The 14,789-nt window shown below is 69.6% G+C and carries 13 protein-coding genes; 9 read left to right on the top strand and 4 right to left on the bottom strand.

Annotation, left to right across the window (positions count from 1 at the left end):
* Positions 1 to 232, bottom strand: a 232-nt coding sequence (locus JWQ92_RS13455; protein ID WP_297344970.1) for a hypothetical protein, incomplete at its 3' end; no start/stop codon positions are given.
* A gap of 419 nt (positions 233 to 651) precedes the next feature.
* Positions 652 to 1,995: a bifunctional diguanylate cyclase/phosphodiesterase gene (locus JWQ92_RS13450; RefSeq protein WP_297344969.1), complete on the bottom strand. Its 1,344-nt coding sequence runs from the start codon at positions 1,993 to 1,995 to the stop codon at positions 652 to 654.
* Positions 1,996 to 2,386: 391 nt separating this feature from the next.
* Here JWQ92_RS13450 and JWQ92_RS13445 point away from each other — a divergent pair, with 391 nt between their 5' ends.
* The gene (locus JWQ92_RS13445) at positions 2,387 to 3,463 is read left to right on the top strand and encodes an AraC family transcriptional regulator (RefSeq protein ID WP_297344968.1); all 1,077 of its coding nucleotides are present in this window, start codon (positions 2,387 to 2,389) and stop codon (positions 3,461 to 3,463) included.
* 113 nt (positions 3,464 to 3,576) lie between these two features.
* Here the strand turns inward: JWQ92_RS13445 and JWQ92_RS13440 are convergent, their stop codons facing one another.
* Positions 3,577 to 4,830, bottom strand: a complete 1,254-nt coding sequence (locus JWQ92_RS13440) for an ROK family transcriptional regulator (RefSeq protein ID WP_297344967.1) — start codon at positions 4,828 to 4,830, stop codon at positions 3,577 to 3,579.
* 188 nt (positions 4,831 to 5,018) lie between these two features.
* Here JWQ92_RS13440 and JWQ92_RS13435 point away from each other — a divergent pair, with 188 nt between their 5' ends.
* From JWQ92_RS13435 to JWQ92_RS13400, 8 genes are all read left to right on the top strand, one after another.
* The gene (locus JWQ92_RS13435) at positions 5,019 to 6,575 is read left to right on the top strand and encodes a sugar ABC transporter ATP-binding protein (RefSeq protein WP_297344966.1); all 1,557 of its coding nucleotides are present in this window, start codon (positions 5,019 to 5,021) and stop codon (positions 6,573 to 6,575) included.
* A complete protein-coding gene (locus JWQ92_RS13430; RefSeq protein WP_297344965.1) occupies positions 6,572 to 7,645 on the top strand; it encodes an ABC transporter permease in 1,074 nt (357 codons plus the stop codon). The genes JWQ92_RS13435 and JWQ92_RS13430 overlap by 4 nt, the downstream gene beginning before the upstream one ends.
* 68 nt (positions 7,646 to 7,713) lie before the next feature.
* On the top strand, positions 7,714 to 8,793 hold the full coding sequence (locus JWQ92_RS13425) for a substrate-binding domain-containing protein (protein ID WP_297344964.1): 1,080 nt from the start codon (positions 7,714 to 7,716) through the stop codon (positions 8,791 to 8,793).
* A 20-nt stretch (positions 8,794 to 8,813) separates the two neighbouring features.
* Entirely contained in the window at positions 8,814 to 9,629 is an 816-nt protein-coding gene (locus JWQ92_RS13420) for a sugar phosphate isomerase/epimerase (RefSeq protein WP_297344963.1), read from the top strand.
* 93 nt (positions 9,630 to 9,722) lie between these two features.
* Positions 9,723 to 10,244: a gluconate 2-dehydrogenase subunit 3 family protein gene (locus tag JWQ92_RS13415; protein ID WP_297344962.1), complete on the top strand. Its 522-nt coding sequence runs from the start codon at positions 9,723 to 9,725 to the stop codon at positions 10,242 to 10,244.
* The gene (locus JWQ92_RS13410) at positions 10,241 to 11,968 is read left to right on the top strand and encodes a GMC family oxidoreductase (protein WP_297344961.1); all 1,728 of its coding nucleotides are present in this window, start codon (positions 10,241 to 10,243) and stop codon (positions 11,966 to 11,968) included. The genes JWQ92_RS13415 and JWQ92_RS13410 overlap by 4 nt, the downstream gene beginning before the upstream one ends.
* A gap of 33 nt (positions 11,969 to 12,001) precedes the next feature.
* Positions 12,002 to 13,192: a Gfo/Idh/MocA family oxidoreductase gene (locus JWQ92_RS13405; protein ID WP_297344960.1), complete on the top strand. Its 1,191-nt coding sequence runs from the start codon at positions 12,002 to 12,004 to the stop codon at positions 13,190 to 13,192.
* Positions 13,193 to 13,372: 180 nt separating this feature from the next.
* Positions 13,373 to 13,927, top strand: a complete 555-nt coding sequence (locus JWQ92_RS13400; RefSeq protein ID WP_297344959.1) for a Chromate resistance protein ChrB — start codon at positions 13,373 to 13,375, stop codon at positions 13,925 to 13,927.
* Between the two features lies 1 nt (position 13,928).
* Here the strand turns inward: JWQ92_RS13400 and JWQ92_RS13395 are convergent.
* A partial coding sequence (locus JWQ92_RS13395; RefSeq protein WP_297344958.1) for a hypothetical protein occupies positions 13,929 to 14,789 on the bottom strand: 861 nt, incomplete at its 5' end.

Raw genomic sequence — 14,789 nt, 5'->3', positions numbered from 1 at the left:
CGGTGGACGCCGCCGATCCGCCGTTGGTGCCGGAGCCCACGGTGACCTGGGTGGCGGTGATCGTCGTTCCGCTGACCGTGCCGAGCACGAGCACGTTCGTGCCCGCGGTCACCGCGCTCGCCGACGCGGCGCTCGACCCGGACCGGTAGGTCGTCGAGGACGCCTCATCGACGGTGACCTTCTGCCCCGCCGAGGTCGTCAGGGTGAAGCCCGACGACGCGACACTGTCCACCGTGCCGGAGGAGCCCCCCGGCTCCGGCCCGGACCGCGCATTCGATCCACCCGCCGGCCTCCCCGCCGCCGACGAGGATGACGCCGACGGCGACGCCGCCACGCCGCTCGACGACGCCCCCGCCGCGGACACGGCACACCCCGCCATCACACCGATCACGCCCAACCCCAAGGCGGTGACCGCCAGCACCTGTCTGCTCTTCCTCACCGTGCAACTCCTCCGGTCTCGATCGATGGTGCGGAAGCCGGCACGCGCGGCGGTCGGCCGCATCGGCCGGACCGCTTCGTCGGGTTCCACTGTGGGCCGTTCCTACTCAGTCGTCCAACAGCAAGATGCGATCGGATCAAGCACCCGCCATGCTGAGTGCGGGCTCGAGCGAGTGGACGGGAGCCTGGCGGGCGGGCAACCCCGTACGCCGCCTACGCGGCCGCATCGCCGAGTCGCTTCGCGAGCTCATCGATCTCGACCGGCGCCCCGAGGCCGAAGCCCTGCCCGCGGTCGAAACCGGCTTCGCGCACCCGCTCCAGGTCCTCCTCGCTGCACACGCCTTCAGCGACGGTCCGGAGGCCGAGCCCGCGCGCGAGGCCGACGATCCCCGAGAGCAGGTCGGGCGGACTCGGCTCGGGAGGCCGAACGAAGGACCGGTCGACCTTGATCTCGGTGACCGGGACGTCGCGCAGCTGCGCGAGTGACGTGTACCCGGTGCCGAAGTCGTCGAGGGCGATGCCGACGCCGAGGGCGCCGACTTCGGACAGCTGCTGCACGGCGACGAGCGGGTCCTCCGGCAGCTTCGACTCGGTCAGCTCGATCGTGAGGGCTGCAGGGGGGAGGCCGGCCGAGTCGAGGACCTCGCACAGGTCGCGGACGAAGCGGGGGGAGCCGAGCTCGTCGACCGACACGTTCACCGCCAGCCCGAGCCGCGGATGGCGAGCGCGCAACCGCGCGAGGTCCTGACAGGCCTGCCGCACCACGGCGTGCCCGATCGAGGTGATCTCGCCGATCAGCTCGGCGAGAGGGATGAACTCGTCCGGGTAGACGGTGCCGAGCGCAGGGTGGGCCCATCGGGCGAGTGCCTCGACGGCGACGATGCCGCCGGTCGCCAGGTCGACCTGCGCCTGGTACAGCACCGTTATCTCGCCTCGCTCCGCAGCGCCGGGGAGATCGCGGGCGAGCATCTGGGGGCGTCCGAGGGGGAGGCCGCGGAGGGCCCCGGAGGCCCGGTTCATGCGCTGGTACATCGTGAGGTCGGCCGGCCGGACGGGCGTACGAGCCGCCGCAGGGGCATCGTCGCCGAGGAGCGGATCACGGCTGAAGGCGAGACCGGTCGACAGCCGGATCGAGACGCAGCCGTCGCCGATCGCGAGCGGTGCCGCGAGTGAGTCCTCGAGGCGGCGGAGGATCGACTGCACCTCGTTCTCGCCTGCGACGCGATCGAGGACGACCACGAACTGGTCGCCCGCGATCCGCGAGACGGTGTCGCCCGGCCGGAGACCGCCGCGGAGGCGCGCCGCGACCTCGGCCAGGACCTGGACGCCGGCGCCGGGACCGAGGTCGTCGCCGGACCGGCGCAGACCGTCGATGTCGCAGAAGATGACCGCGATGGCGGCCCGATCCTCAGGCGGCCGGCATGCGCGGGCCGCGCAGCCCTCGACCGCGCCGCGGTTGGGCGGACCGGTCGGCTGAGTGTGTCCCTCCGACCGTTCGGGGAGCGCTTCGAGGGACGGCACCTCATCGGACGCGGTACTCCCCGACGACTCGCACATGCGGTTCCCGCTCCTTCCCCGGCACAGCGTCGATCCCATCGACCTGTCGTCGCCCGGCCTGTCGTCGCCGATCCGGCGCGGTCCCTCGACGACCGGGGCCACGTGCGACCCCCGTCGCTCCGCACCCGTACGTCATCGTTCTCGGCGAGCGTCCGTCGCTGCGCCTCCGGCACCTTCGCCCGGCTGCCGACGAGCGGTCAAGCCGAGGGGGGCGGGATCGCGATCCGGGGCGCATTGCGGATAGGCGGAGCGGCGGAACCGGATGAGGAGGACCCCGGGGGACCTCCTGTGACCCATCGGGACTCGGCGCATCGGGGTCGACGCTCCCGGGCTGAGCCTCATGGAACTCGTGTCCCTCGTTTCGAACCTGCGGCTACCATCGCTCCGTGTCATGACGCTCACCCCCTCGGACGGCCCGGCCGACACCCGCCGCGGCCCGCTCGCCGAGACGCTCGTCGACACCCGCGATCCCCTCGATGCCGAGCGCACGGTCGGCGATGTGATCGGGGAGCATCGCATCCACGCGCGCCACCCCGACGCGTTCCACGCGGTCGTCACCCACACGACGATCGCCGATCTCACGATCGGTCACTTCGAGTACGGCAGTCCGATGGCGATCACCGCGGAGCCCCTCGACAAGTACGCCATCAACTTCGCGCTTCGTGGCTCGTTCGCGGTCACCAGTCGCGGCGAGCAGGCAGCCGTCGGCACCTCGCGGAGCGCGATGTTCGTGCCTGGAGCGGAGTCCGCGATGACCTGGAGCGGCGATCTCCGGACGCTCTGCATCCTGATCCCGGCCGACGCCCTCGAGCGACGCTTCGCCATCCTCGCCGGCACGTACGAGCGACCGATCCGATTCGCGCTCGAGGATGAAGCCCCTGCGTCGCAGCTCGTGCTCGCCCTGGTGGCGGCCGCGCTGCGCGCCACGAGGAACGGGCGTCGAGAGGTGCCCTCGCCGGTGGCGTGGGAGCTTCGCGACGCGCTGCTCTCGACGATCCTCCTGGAGCTGCCGCATGCCGATCGCGGCATGCTGCTCGCCGTGCCGACATCGGGGACCGAGTCGCTCGTGCAGTCGGCCATCGAGGAGATGCGCCGCCGGATGGCCGCCGCGCCCCGGGTCGCCCTGATCGCGGCCGCGATCGGAACGACGGAGCGAGCGCTTCGTGCGAGCTTCCACGAGGCGACCGGAACCACGCCGAGCGCCTACTTCAAGCGGATGCGTCTCGAAGCGGTTCGCACGGCGCTCCTGCGGTCGTCGCCGCAGCGGACCACGGTGACCCGGGTCGCGCAGGACGTCGGCGGGTTCGTCCACATGGGGCGGTTCGCCGGCGACTACCTGCAGGCGTTCGGGGAGCACCCCGGCGAGAGCCTCCGTCGTGGATTCAAGCCGCACCCGAACGCCGTCGGCGCGATTCGCGACTGGTACGAAGCGGTCGACCCCGTGTGGCCTGAGCAGCGCGCCGGCTGACCGGGCGTTCCTGAGGGCCACGAGCTGCGCGCTCGAGCGAACGTCGCCGTGGTCGCAGGAATAGCCGGCAGCGTCGACTCGGCGCTTCCGCCGAGCGGTGGCGGAGGGGACGGTCAGAGCCCCAGCGGCAGCATCTTCGAGTCCGCGCTCCGCGTCTGGTATTGGATTCCACGGGGGGAAAGGACCTGCTCGATCGCGTTCACCATCCCGCCCACGAGCCCCGCTTCGTTCCCGAGGGAGCTGTGGACGATGGAGAGGTTCCGGGTCGCGAGCGGCTGCGCCTGCTGGTACACGACGCTCCGGATCTGGGCCAGCATGTCCTCCGTGCATTCGGTGACCGGTCCGCCGAGCACGATGCGCGCCGGGTTGTAGAAGTTCACGAGGTTGGCGACGACGTCGCCTATCAAGAGGGCCGCGTCCCGCACCACACTGGTCGCGGCGCCGTCACCCAGCGTCAGAGCCTGCAGCAGATCTGCCGGTGACGCGGGCTCTCCCCGGACGGTTCCGAGCCGCGCGGCGATCGCATCGATCGACGTCACGGCTTCGAGGCAGCCCTTCCCGCCGCAGTGGCAGATCACGCCCTGCATGTCCGGGACCCTCGTATGCCCGATCGTCGTGGCGGCTCCGTCCGCCCCGTGCAGCAGCAGCCCGTCCTCGCTGACCAGGCCGCCGCCGATGCCGCTGTCGATGTCCACCATGAGGAGCGGGAGGCTGCCGCCCCGAAGTGCACGCGCCTCGCCCAGGGCCATCAGATTCACGTCGTTGTCCACCACGATGTCGCAGTTGAAGGCATCCGCCATGTGCTTGCAGACGCTGTAGCCGTCCCAGCCCGGCATGCGCGGCGGCCTGACGGCGTACCCCTGCCTGAGGTCCACTGGTCCCGGCAGACCAACCGACATGGCGAGCGCCTTGTCAGGAGACAGGCCCGCGTCGGCCATCATCGCGGCGAAAGTCTCGCTCACCTCGTCCAGCAGCCGTGCGGGACCGATGGACACGTCGACGTCGATATCGGCCCGGCGCACGATCTGCTTGTCAAGGCTGGTGAGCGCGAGCCGCGTCTTGGACAGCGACACGGCGGCGACGAGGACGACCCCTCGGTCGGCCGAGATGCGGAACGTCTGCGCCGGCCGGCCGCGCACCTCGCTGAGGGAGGCGTCCGACTCCTCGATGAGGCCGTGGTCGAGCAGGACACGGAGATGCTGGTCCACGGTGGATCGCGCCAGACCGGTCACCTTCACGATGTCGCTCCGGCTCGTTCGGGAGCGCCCGGCGATGAAGCGGGCGATCACGCTCCGTGCCTTGTGTCCGTCCTGCGTGAGGTTCCGGTCGTCCTCGAGCAGCTCGACCTCGGTCCACAACGTACCCACGCGAGAACTTTATGTGCGACCGCACACGCTCGTGTCCGTGATGTCGTCTTTGGCGCCAGATATATGGCGAAAAAGAAAGAAAGCAGGCAGCTTCTACCGGTTGCTGCGCCCACTTAGGCTCCCCGCTGAGCAAAGCAGATCGCGTGAGCGTGGCGATCCCAGAGCTCGATGCGACAAGGAGGTGCGCAGTGACGGCCGACCCGATGAGTGCTACTCCCGTTCTGGAGCTGCGGGACGTCGCCAAGCGGTTCGGCGGGATCGCCGCATTGTCGTCCGCCTCGCTGGTGCTCCCCACGAGCACGGTGCTCGCCCTCGTCGGCGAGAACGGTGCCGGCAAGTCGACGCTCATCAAGATCGTCAGCGGCGTGCAGGGCCAGGACGAGGGCGAGGTGCTCGTCGACGGCGTCCCGGTCCGCTTCACTACGCCGCAGGATGCGACGGCGGCGGGCATCGCCACCGTGTACCAGGAGTTGAGCCTCCTTCCGGGCCTGTCGCTGGCTGAGAACCTCGTGCTCGGCACCTACCCCAAGCGGAGCGGCATCATCGACTGGCGCCGGACGCGTCGCGAGGCGGCCGAGCTACTCGACGAGCTGGGACTGCGGCTGCGCCCGACCACTCTCGTCGCCGACCTGAGCCTCGCCGAGCGCTACCTCGTGGAGATCGCTAAGGCCGTCCGGCACCGCCCGCGCGTCCTCATCCTGGATGAGCCGACCGCCGCGCTCGACCCCGAGGACAGCCGTCGCATCTTCGACCTCATGGAGACGCTGCGCCGCGGCGGGACGAGCATGATCTTCGTCTCCCACCGGCTCGACGAGCTCTTCATCACCAGCCAGGCGTACATGGTCATGAAGGACGGCGCCACGGTCGGCGCCGGGGCGATCGCCGACACGAGCGAAGCCGAGCTCGTCCGGCAGATGCTCGGCGGCGCGACGCCCGAACGGACCCGGAGTGCCACCGCCACGCGGGAGGCCTCGGCCACGACGTCACCGATCGTGCTCACCGCGCGTGCCGCCGCGAGTCCCTCCGTGCAGGGTGTCGACCTGGTTGCTCGGAAGGGCGAGATCATCGGCGTCGCCGGCCTCCGAGGATCCGGGCAGACGGAGCTGTGCCGTCTCCTCGCCGGCGTCGACCCGCTCGTGGCCGGTGACATGGAGGTGGACGGCCGCACGTATGCCCCGCGCGGCGCCCGCCAGGCGATGGACCGGGGCGTCGTCTACCTGCCGCAGGAGCGCAAGAGCCAGGGGCTCTTCCTGAACCTCAACGTCGCGCAGAACGTCGCCGTCGCGCCCATGGTGACCGGCCGGATCCGTTGGGCGTCACGGCGGACGCAGGAGCGGCTCGCGACCGACTACCGCGAACGGCTGGATATGCGGCTCCCGGCCGGACGCGTCGACACCCCCGTGGGCGCGCTCTCGGGCGGCAACCAGCAGAAGGTCGTTCTCGCGCGCTGCCTCGCCGCCGGACCGACCGTCCTCGTCCTCGACGAGCCGACCCGCGGCGTCGATGTCGGCGCCAAGCAGCAGATCCACGACCTGATCCGTGCCCAGGCGGCCGAGGGCATGTGCGTGATCGTCAGCTCGTCCGAGCTGAGCGAGCTCCTCGCCCTGTGCTCCCGGCTGCTCGTGCTGCACCGCGGGGACGTGGTCGTCACGCTCGCCGGCGACGACATGCAGGAGACCACCATCCTCAGCCACGCCTCCGGCGTGAGCGACGGAGCGACTTCCGACAGGAGAGACGCATCATGAAGACATCGCCGTCTGAACCCGCCGTCGGGACCCCACAGCCCCCGGTGGTCGCGGCGGAGGACAAGACCGTGCTGCGCGTGCAGGCCGAAGCCGCTGCCTCCGGCCGCTCCCGGCGCTCGATGCTGTTCTCGTACGGTCCGGTGGTCGGGGTCGTCGTGGTGCTGCTCCTCCTCGCCGCCGTGTTCGTGCCGTCGTTCCTCGGTGCCCAGAACCTGCTCAACGTGCTGCAGCAGATGTCGATCATCGGAGTCGTCAGCATCGGCATGACGTGCGTGATCCTGACCGGCGGCATCGACCTGTCCGTCGGGGCGGTACTCGAGCTCACCACCGTCGTCTTCGCCTCGGCGCTGAAGGGTCACGTCCCCGTGCCGCTCGCGATCCTGTTGGCGCTCGCGATCGGCGGCGCCGCCGGCCTGGTGAACGGGATCGGCTCGACCGTGTTCCGGATCCAGCCGTTCGTCATGACGCTGGCGACGCTCGCGATCGCGGAGGGCATCGCGCTCGCATTCACCAATGGCAGCACGATCTACTTCACCAGCTCGTCCGGCGTCGTCGACTTCCTCGGCGGCGGCGGGATCGGCCCGCTGTCCGGCGAGTTCGTCGTGTTCGCCGTGCTGGTGGTCATCGCGTGGCTCGTACTCCGGTTCGTCCCCTTCGGACGGTACATCTACGCCGTCGGTGGCAGCGCTGAGACCGCACGCCTCTCGGGCATCCGGGTCAAGACCGTCCTGTGCTCCACCTTCGTGATCTCCGGCCTGTGCGCCGCGATCGCCGGCATCATGACCGCCGCGCGACTGGGCGTGGGCGTGCCGACGGCCGGAGGCCTTACCAACCTGGACGCGATCGCCGCCGTCGTGATCGGCGGCACCAGCCTGATGGGCGGCCGCGGCAGCATCTGGGGCACCGTCGGCGGCGCGCTCGTGCTGGCAGTGATCAGCAACGTCATCACCCTCGTCGGGATCTCCCCGTACCAGTCCGAGATCATCCGCGGCTGCGTCATCGTCGCCGCGGTGCTCCTCGGGTCGATCGGCGTCCTTCGCAACCGCCGGCGCACGCGCACGTCCACGTGACGGCACGGCCGCGCTCGGACGCGCGGTCATGCCCAGCTTCCCTCCTGAGCCCCCAAGAAAGGACAACCATGCCCAGATTCAGAACGAGCAGAGCCGCCGTTCTCGTCGCCGCGGCCGTGCTCGCGCTCGCCGGCTGCTCGGCCACGAGCGGAGGCGGAGGCGGAAGCGGAGGCGGAAGCGGAGGCGGAGGCGGCACCTCCGCGGCTCCGGCGGCGAAGATCGACCTCGGTCCGTACTGCGACACGACCTGTGGGTCCGCCCTCGCGCTGAAGGCGAGCCAGCAGTCCGTCAACTGCAAGGTCGCCTTCCTCAACGACGCCACGTCGTTCCCGTACGGCGCCGCTCAGGCAGCGAAGGCGCAGCAGTATGCGAAGGAGTACTTCCCGAACATGCAGCTGACCGTCCAGAACGGCAACAACGACGCGGGGACCCAGAGCTCGCAGCTGGACACGGTCGTCGCCCAGGGCTACAAGACCGTGATCCTGGATCCGGTCGTGGCGGACGCCCTCGTCCCCGCCGCGGCGCGAGCGGTGAAGGCCGGCGTGAAGGTCGTCGTGATCGACCGCACGGTCAACACCCCCGTTCTGTCGACCATCAAGGCGCCGGATGTCCCGCTCGCAGTGCGCGCCGCGCAGCACATCGCCACCGCTCTGCACGGCAAGGGCACCGTCGCGCTGCTGTCAGGGACGCCCGGCGCCTCGGCGACCGTCGACCGCACCAAGGGCTTCGAGCAGGTCATGAAGACGTACCCGGGCATCAAGGTCGTCGCGAACGTCAACGGCAACTACGACGCGAACACCTCGAACACCGTCGTGACGAACCTGCTCACCAAGTACGGCAAGGGACAGATCAGCTGGATCTTCTCGGAGGCCGACGTGATGTCGCTCGGTGCCCTCAAGGCGATCCAGGCGGCGGGCCGGAGCGGCGACGTGAAGATCTCCGGGATCGACGGGCAGGAGGAGGCGTTCCAGGCGATCGAGAGCGGGACGTACGACTCGACCGTCGTCTACCCGGTGGTGCAGCCGGCGGCCGTGGTCGCCGCGGCGAAGGTCTGCAGCGGCGAGAGCTTGCCGAAGTCGATCCCGCTGTCCTACCCGCTCGTCACCAAGTCCAACGTCGCGACCTATCGCAACACGAACTTCAAGTAGAAGGAATCGGAACGGAAACGATGAAGCTCTCCTTCAACACCTGGGCCTACTCCAGCTTCCCGTCGTGGTTGCCGGCGTATCCGCTCGAGGAGACCATCAAGCGGCTGGCTCGGATCGGCTACGACGGCATCGAGATCGGCGCGTGGAGCCCCCACGCGTTCCCCGAGACGACCAGCCCCGCCCGCCGCGCGGAGATCAAGCGGGTGCTCGACGGTGAGGGCATCGTGCTCTCGAGCATGCTGCCCGCGCCTCCCGGGAACAACGTCGCGTCGCCGGTACCCGAGGAGCGGGCCTACGCGGTCAGGCAGTACAAGCTGATCGCGGACCTCTGCGCCGAGTGGGGCGGTTCGACGTTGCTGTACATCCCGGGGTGGGTGGTGTTCGGCACCACCCGGAAGCAGGCGTGGGAGTGGAGCAGGGAGGCGCTGCAGCAGATTGCGGATCACTGCGAGCCGCTCGGCATCGTGCTCGCGATCGAGCCGACGTCCTACGACAGCAACCTCATCGACACCGCGGAGCACGCCATCGAGTTGATGGACGAGGTGGGTCGCGACAACGTCAAACTGATGTTCGACACCTTCCACGTGCTGTACCGGCGCGAGGTGATGACGGACTACGTCTACCGGATGGGCAAGGACCTGCGGCACGTCCACATCTCCGCAGAGGAGCGCATGCCTCCCGGCTACGGGCGGGGCGACTTCGTCGCGGTCATGGAGGCGCTGAAGGAGATCGAGTTCGACGGCTTCGCCACTCTGGAGATCGGGTTCGACCATCGCGGCGTCGAGCCAGACTGGTTCGCCAAGGAAGCGTTCCGCTTCCTCAAGCCGCTCGTCTGACTCACCCGCCACCTGTCCGATCCTGTGAGCCGGGGCGACGCCGCGTCGCCCCGGCTCTCGGACCAGCCGCGACCTCTACAGGAGACCGAACGCATGCGACCGCTGTTCTTCCTCAACCCCGACGAAGCACGCATCATCGATGCGATCGCCTCCCACGTCATCCCGTCCGAGCCCGGATCGCCGGGCGCCCGTGAGGCGGGGGTCGTCCACTACATCGACGACACCCTCGCCGGGTTCGGCCGTGACCTGCAGGGTGCCTACCGCAGCGGGCTCGAGGCGCTGCAGGCCGCAGTGGCGCCGTACGGGGCGCGGACCTTCGCCGACCTCGACGAGGAGCGTCAACGCGGCATCCTCGAAGCGGCTGAGGCGTCCCCGGACGTCCCAGACGCCTTCCTCGGCCAGTTCTTCGCGATCGTGTGCGAGCACGTCGTCCAAGGGTTCTTCGGCGATCCCGCCTACGGCGGGAACGTCGACGAGATCGGCTGGCGCCTCGTGGGCTATCCGGGAGCGCAGTGGGGGTTCTCGGCCGACCAGATGCGTCCCGGTGTGGACGCGCGGTCGATCCCGATTCTCACCGTCGCGGATCTGTACGCGCGGGTCGGGACCAGCGCATGACGGAGCGGTTCGACGCCGTCATCGTCGGTCTGGGATCGAGCGGCGGCATCATGGCCGAGCAGCTCTCGGCCGCGGGCATGCGGGTGCTCGGCCTCGAGAAGGGGCGCGATCACACGCAGGCCGATTTCGAGATCAAGCACGACGAGCTGCGCTACTACCAGCGCGGCGCCATCGTCGCCGGCGTGTCCGTCGACCCGGTCACCTGGCGCCCCGACCCGGGATCGACCGCCAGGGTGCTGCCGTGGTCGGCCGGGGTGCTCGGTACGGACGAGCCGCTGTACGGGCTGCCCTCGATCGGCACAGGTGGCGGGACGTTGCACTGGGGGGCGGCCGCGTATCGCTTCCGTGAGGCCGACTTCCGGATGCGCAGCGCGATCCTCGAGCGCTTCGGCGAGCAGGCGCTTCCGGACGGCACGACCCTGCAGGACTGGCCGCTCTCCTACCAGGACCTGGAGCCGTACTACGACCGCGCCGAATGGGAGCAGGGCGTGTCGGGAGCAGCCGGGAACGTGGGTGGCGAGCTGCGTGACGGCGGCAATCCGTTCGAATCCCCCCGGTCGCGGGACTACCCGATGCCTCCGGTGACCCCGGGCCCGGGCGACGGGCCGTTCGTCGCCGCGACCAGGCGCCTGGGCCTGCACCCGTTCCGTCAACCGCTCGGGATCAACTCCCGCGAGTACCGCGGGCGCCCCGCATGCGTGAACTGCGGCTTCTGCCACGGCTATCCCTGCCATGTGCGGGCGAAGTCGACGACGCAGGTCACGTCCGTGCCCGCGGCGAAGGCCACGGGCAACTTCGAGCTCCGCGACATGAGCCGTGTGCTCCGAGTCCTCCGCTCCGCGGACGGCCGCCGGGCGACCGGCGTGGAGTACGTCGACGCGCACGACGTCCTCCACACGGTCGAGGCCGATCTCGTCGTGCTGGCGGCGTACTCCCTCGAGAACGTCCGTCTGCTGCTCGTGTCCGGCATCAACGAGCACGGCCAGGTGGGCAAGAACTTCATGACGCACAACTTCGGTTGGTTCGCGTCCGTCCTCCCCGACGCCACCAACCCCTTCATGGGGACGTTCAACGCCTCAAGCGCGATCGACGACTACACGAGCGAGATCGTCCCCGACAACGACCTCGGGGTGCTCTGGGGGGCGCCGATCATCAGCGTCACCGGCGACCTGCAGCCGATCGAGGCGTACCACCTGATGAATCCGCGGGTCAGGAAGTGGGGGCTGGAGTTCAAGCACTGGCTGCGCGACAACTACACGCACCTGCACCGCATGTACTCCCAGTCGACGAACTTCCCGTCATCGCGGCACTACCTCGATCTGGACCCGGCGGTGAAGGACCGGTGGGGTCAGCCCGCGATCCGCATCACCCACGAGTGGGAGGACCACGACGCCAACGCGGTGACGCTGTTCGGCCGGTACAAGGCCCGCATCGCTCAGGAGATGGGCGCTCGCGAGACGTGGATGGACCCGGCGCGACCGCCGTACCACCTTTCCACCCACGACGTCGGCGTCCATCGGATGGGGGAGGACCCCACGTCGTCCGTCACGGACCGGTTCGGGTCGGTGCACGGCTGCGCCGGGCTGTACGCCCTCGGTGGGGGCGGGTTCGTCAGTTACGGGGGCTACAACCCGAATCTCACGATCCAGGCGCTCACCTACTGGAGCGCCGATCACATCCTCGACACTGCCGGCACGCGACCCAAGGACCTCGCCGCCGTCTGACGCCTGCTCGGCGCGATCAAGAAAGGCCAACACATGCCCGGAAACCGTCCAGTCCGCGTCGGGATCGTCGGACTCGAGTTCGGCGCGGAGTTCATCCCCATCTACCAGCAGCATCCGGACGCCGAGATGGTGGCCGTCTGCCAGCGCACGGAGTCGAAGCTGCACGAGACCGCCGATCGGTGGGGCGTGCCGAAGCGCTACACGGACTACGGCGACCTGCTGGCCGACCCCGACATCGACCTGGTGCACATCAACACGCCGCTGCAGCTGCACGCCGATCAGGTCGTCGCCGCGCTCGAAGCCGGCAAGCACGTCGGGTGCACCATCCCCATGGCCGTCTCGGTCGAGGACTGCGAGCGCATCGTCGACGCGCAGCGGGCGAGCGGCCGCGTCTACATGATGATGGAGACCACGCTGTACTCCCGCGAGTTCCTGTATCTGCAGGATCTCTACCAGCGGGGGGATCTCGGCCGGATCCAGTTCCTGCGCGCCTCGCACCATCAGGACATGACGGGCTGGCCGTCCTACTGGGACGGGATGCCGCCGTTCTACAACGGCACGCATGCGATCGCGCCGACGCTCGGCATCGGAGGGTTCCAGGCCGAATGGGTGGAGTGCCTCGGCTCGGGATCGGTGTTCGAGCGGATGAAGTCGCAGTACGGATCCCCGTTCGCGATCGAGAGCACCCACATCAAGTTCCGCGACGTGGACCTCGGGGCCGAGGTCACGCGACACCTGTGGGCCGTCGCACGCGAGTACCGCGAGAGCTTCGACGTCTACGGTTCGATCCGGTCCTTCGAATGGGCTCAGACCCAGGACCAGCGGCACGTCCGCTACGTCGGTGAGTCAGCGGAGCGGGTCGAAGCGCCGGACTTCGCCGAGCGGCTGCCGGAGCCGATCCGGAGGTTCACGACCGGCGGCGTCTACACCGATGAGGGCGAGAGCGAGCACCGCTCGTTCGTGCAGGGTGGGGGCCACGGCGGATCGCACCCGCACCTCGCGCACCGGCTCGTGCGGGCCGTGCTCGGTGAGGTCGAGCCGTATCCCGACGCGGTGCGGGCGGCGAACATCACCTGCGCGGGCATCCTCTCGCACGAGTCCGCGATGCGCGGCGGCGACCGCGTCCATCTACCGGAGTGGACCCTCACAGACAGGCAGCCCCTCATGATCGCCCTGAACGAGAGGGTCGAGCCGCCATGGAGGGATGTCGTCGCGGGTGACTGACGTCCTCCAGACCGACCGGGCACGTGGAGCTTCCGCCGCGTACGCCGACCTGTTCGAGGGGGACCTGGCAAGGTGGGACGTGGTCCCCAGGGCTTCCACGACGCCGCTGCGCGGTGCCGTGGGATCCCCCGCCGGAGTCCCACCGTGCCGCTGAGCTTCATGGCGACCTAGGATCGTGGCATGACCGAGGCGGACCCGGCGCCGTCCGCCGAGTGGCTCGTCCTCGTGTATCGCATCCCGTCCGAGCCGACCCGGCTCCGGTCGACGGCATGGCGGCGATTGAAGTCCCTCGGTGCCGTCTATCTCCAGAACTCGGTGGCGAGCCTCCCGAAGACGCCTCTCGCCGAGCGTGCGCTGCGCAAGCTCCGTCACGACATCCTCGAGATGGGTGGAACAGCGGTCCTGATCGATGGGGTCGCGGTCGCCGGAGAGGACATCGTGCTCGCCACATTCCAGCGGGCTCGCAGCGACGAATACGAGGAGATCGTCGACCGGTGCGAAGGGTTCCTGGCGGAGGTGCGGAAGGAGTACGACAAGTCGCACTTCACCTACGCGGAACTCGAAGAGAACGAAGTGGACTACAAGAAGCTGGCCGACTGGTTCGCCCGGATCACTGAGCGGGACCGATTCGGTGCCGCTGGGCGCGCGTCCGCCGAAGCGGCACTCAATCGGTGCGAAGAGGCGCTGGAGCAGTACGCGTCACGGGTCTACCAGGAGGAGCCCGAGGGGCACTGACTCAGCGCAGGGCCCGCACCGCGCTGTAGGGAAGTGTTCCGAGCACCACGGCGGCGAGCACGATCCATGCGGCCGCCGGAGCCGCGATCGCGACGCAGGCGGTCCCAGCGATGCCGACCGCTACCAGCGCTGCGACCTGCCAGTCGTCTCCGAAGAGGAAATCCACCCAGAACGCTCCGAAGGCGCGGAGCGCCGCCACGGCGGGGGGACGCACCTGCGGTCGCACGGCCGTCGCCACCGCGCTCGAACCTGCTGCGGCCGGCGTCGCCGTCGCGGGGCGCGGATCTCCGGCCGGCGGCGCGAGGGTCGAAGACGGAGCGGAAGGCGACCGCGGACGGAACAGCGCGACCAGCGCGAGCGCGAACACGAGCATGCCGGGCACGATGAGCAGGAGTGCCGCGTCAGAACCCGGCCAGACGGCGCCGGCGCCCTCCGCTCCCCAGTACAGGCCGAACGCCGTCAGCATGATTCCGACGACGAACTTCAGCGTGTTCTCCGGTACGCGCGACAGGGGCCCACGAACCAGCACGCCCAGGATCACCACGACGACGACCGCGGCAACGGCCGCTGCCGACGCCACCGGGATGTTCTGTGCGTTCGCGCCGAAGGTCAGGACGATGAAGACCACCTCCAGGCCCTCCAGCAGCACTCCCTTGAATGCGAGGGTGAATCCATACCAGTCGCGCACCACACCTCGACGCCGGCCGACCTGTCCCCGCGCGGTCGCCACCTGGCGTTCGAAGATCGCCGCCTCGTCGTGCAGCGGCTTGCGGCCGCTGGCGCGAAGCACCGCCTTTCGCATCCACTGCAGTCCGAAGACCAGCAGCAGGCCTCCGACCGCGATCCGAAGTGCGCCGATCGG

This window comes from Amnibacterium sp. (assembly GCF_025463795.1).
GTDB lineage: Bacteria > Actinomycetota > Actinomycetes > Actinomycetales > Microbacteriaceae > Amnibacterium.
This window is presented reverse-complemented; position numbering and strand designations above follow the sequence as displayed.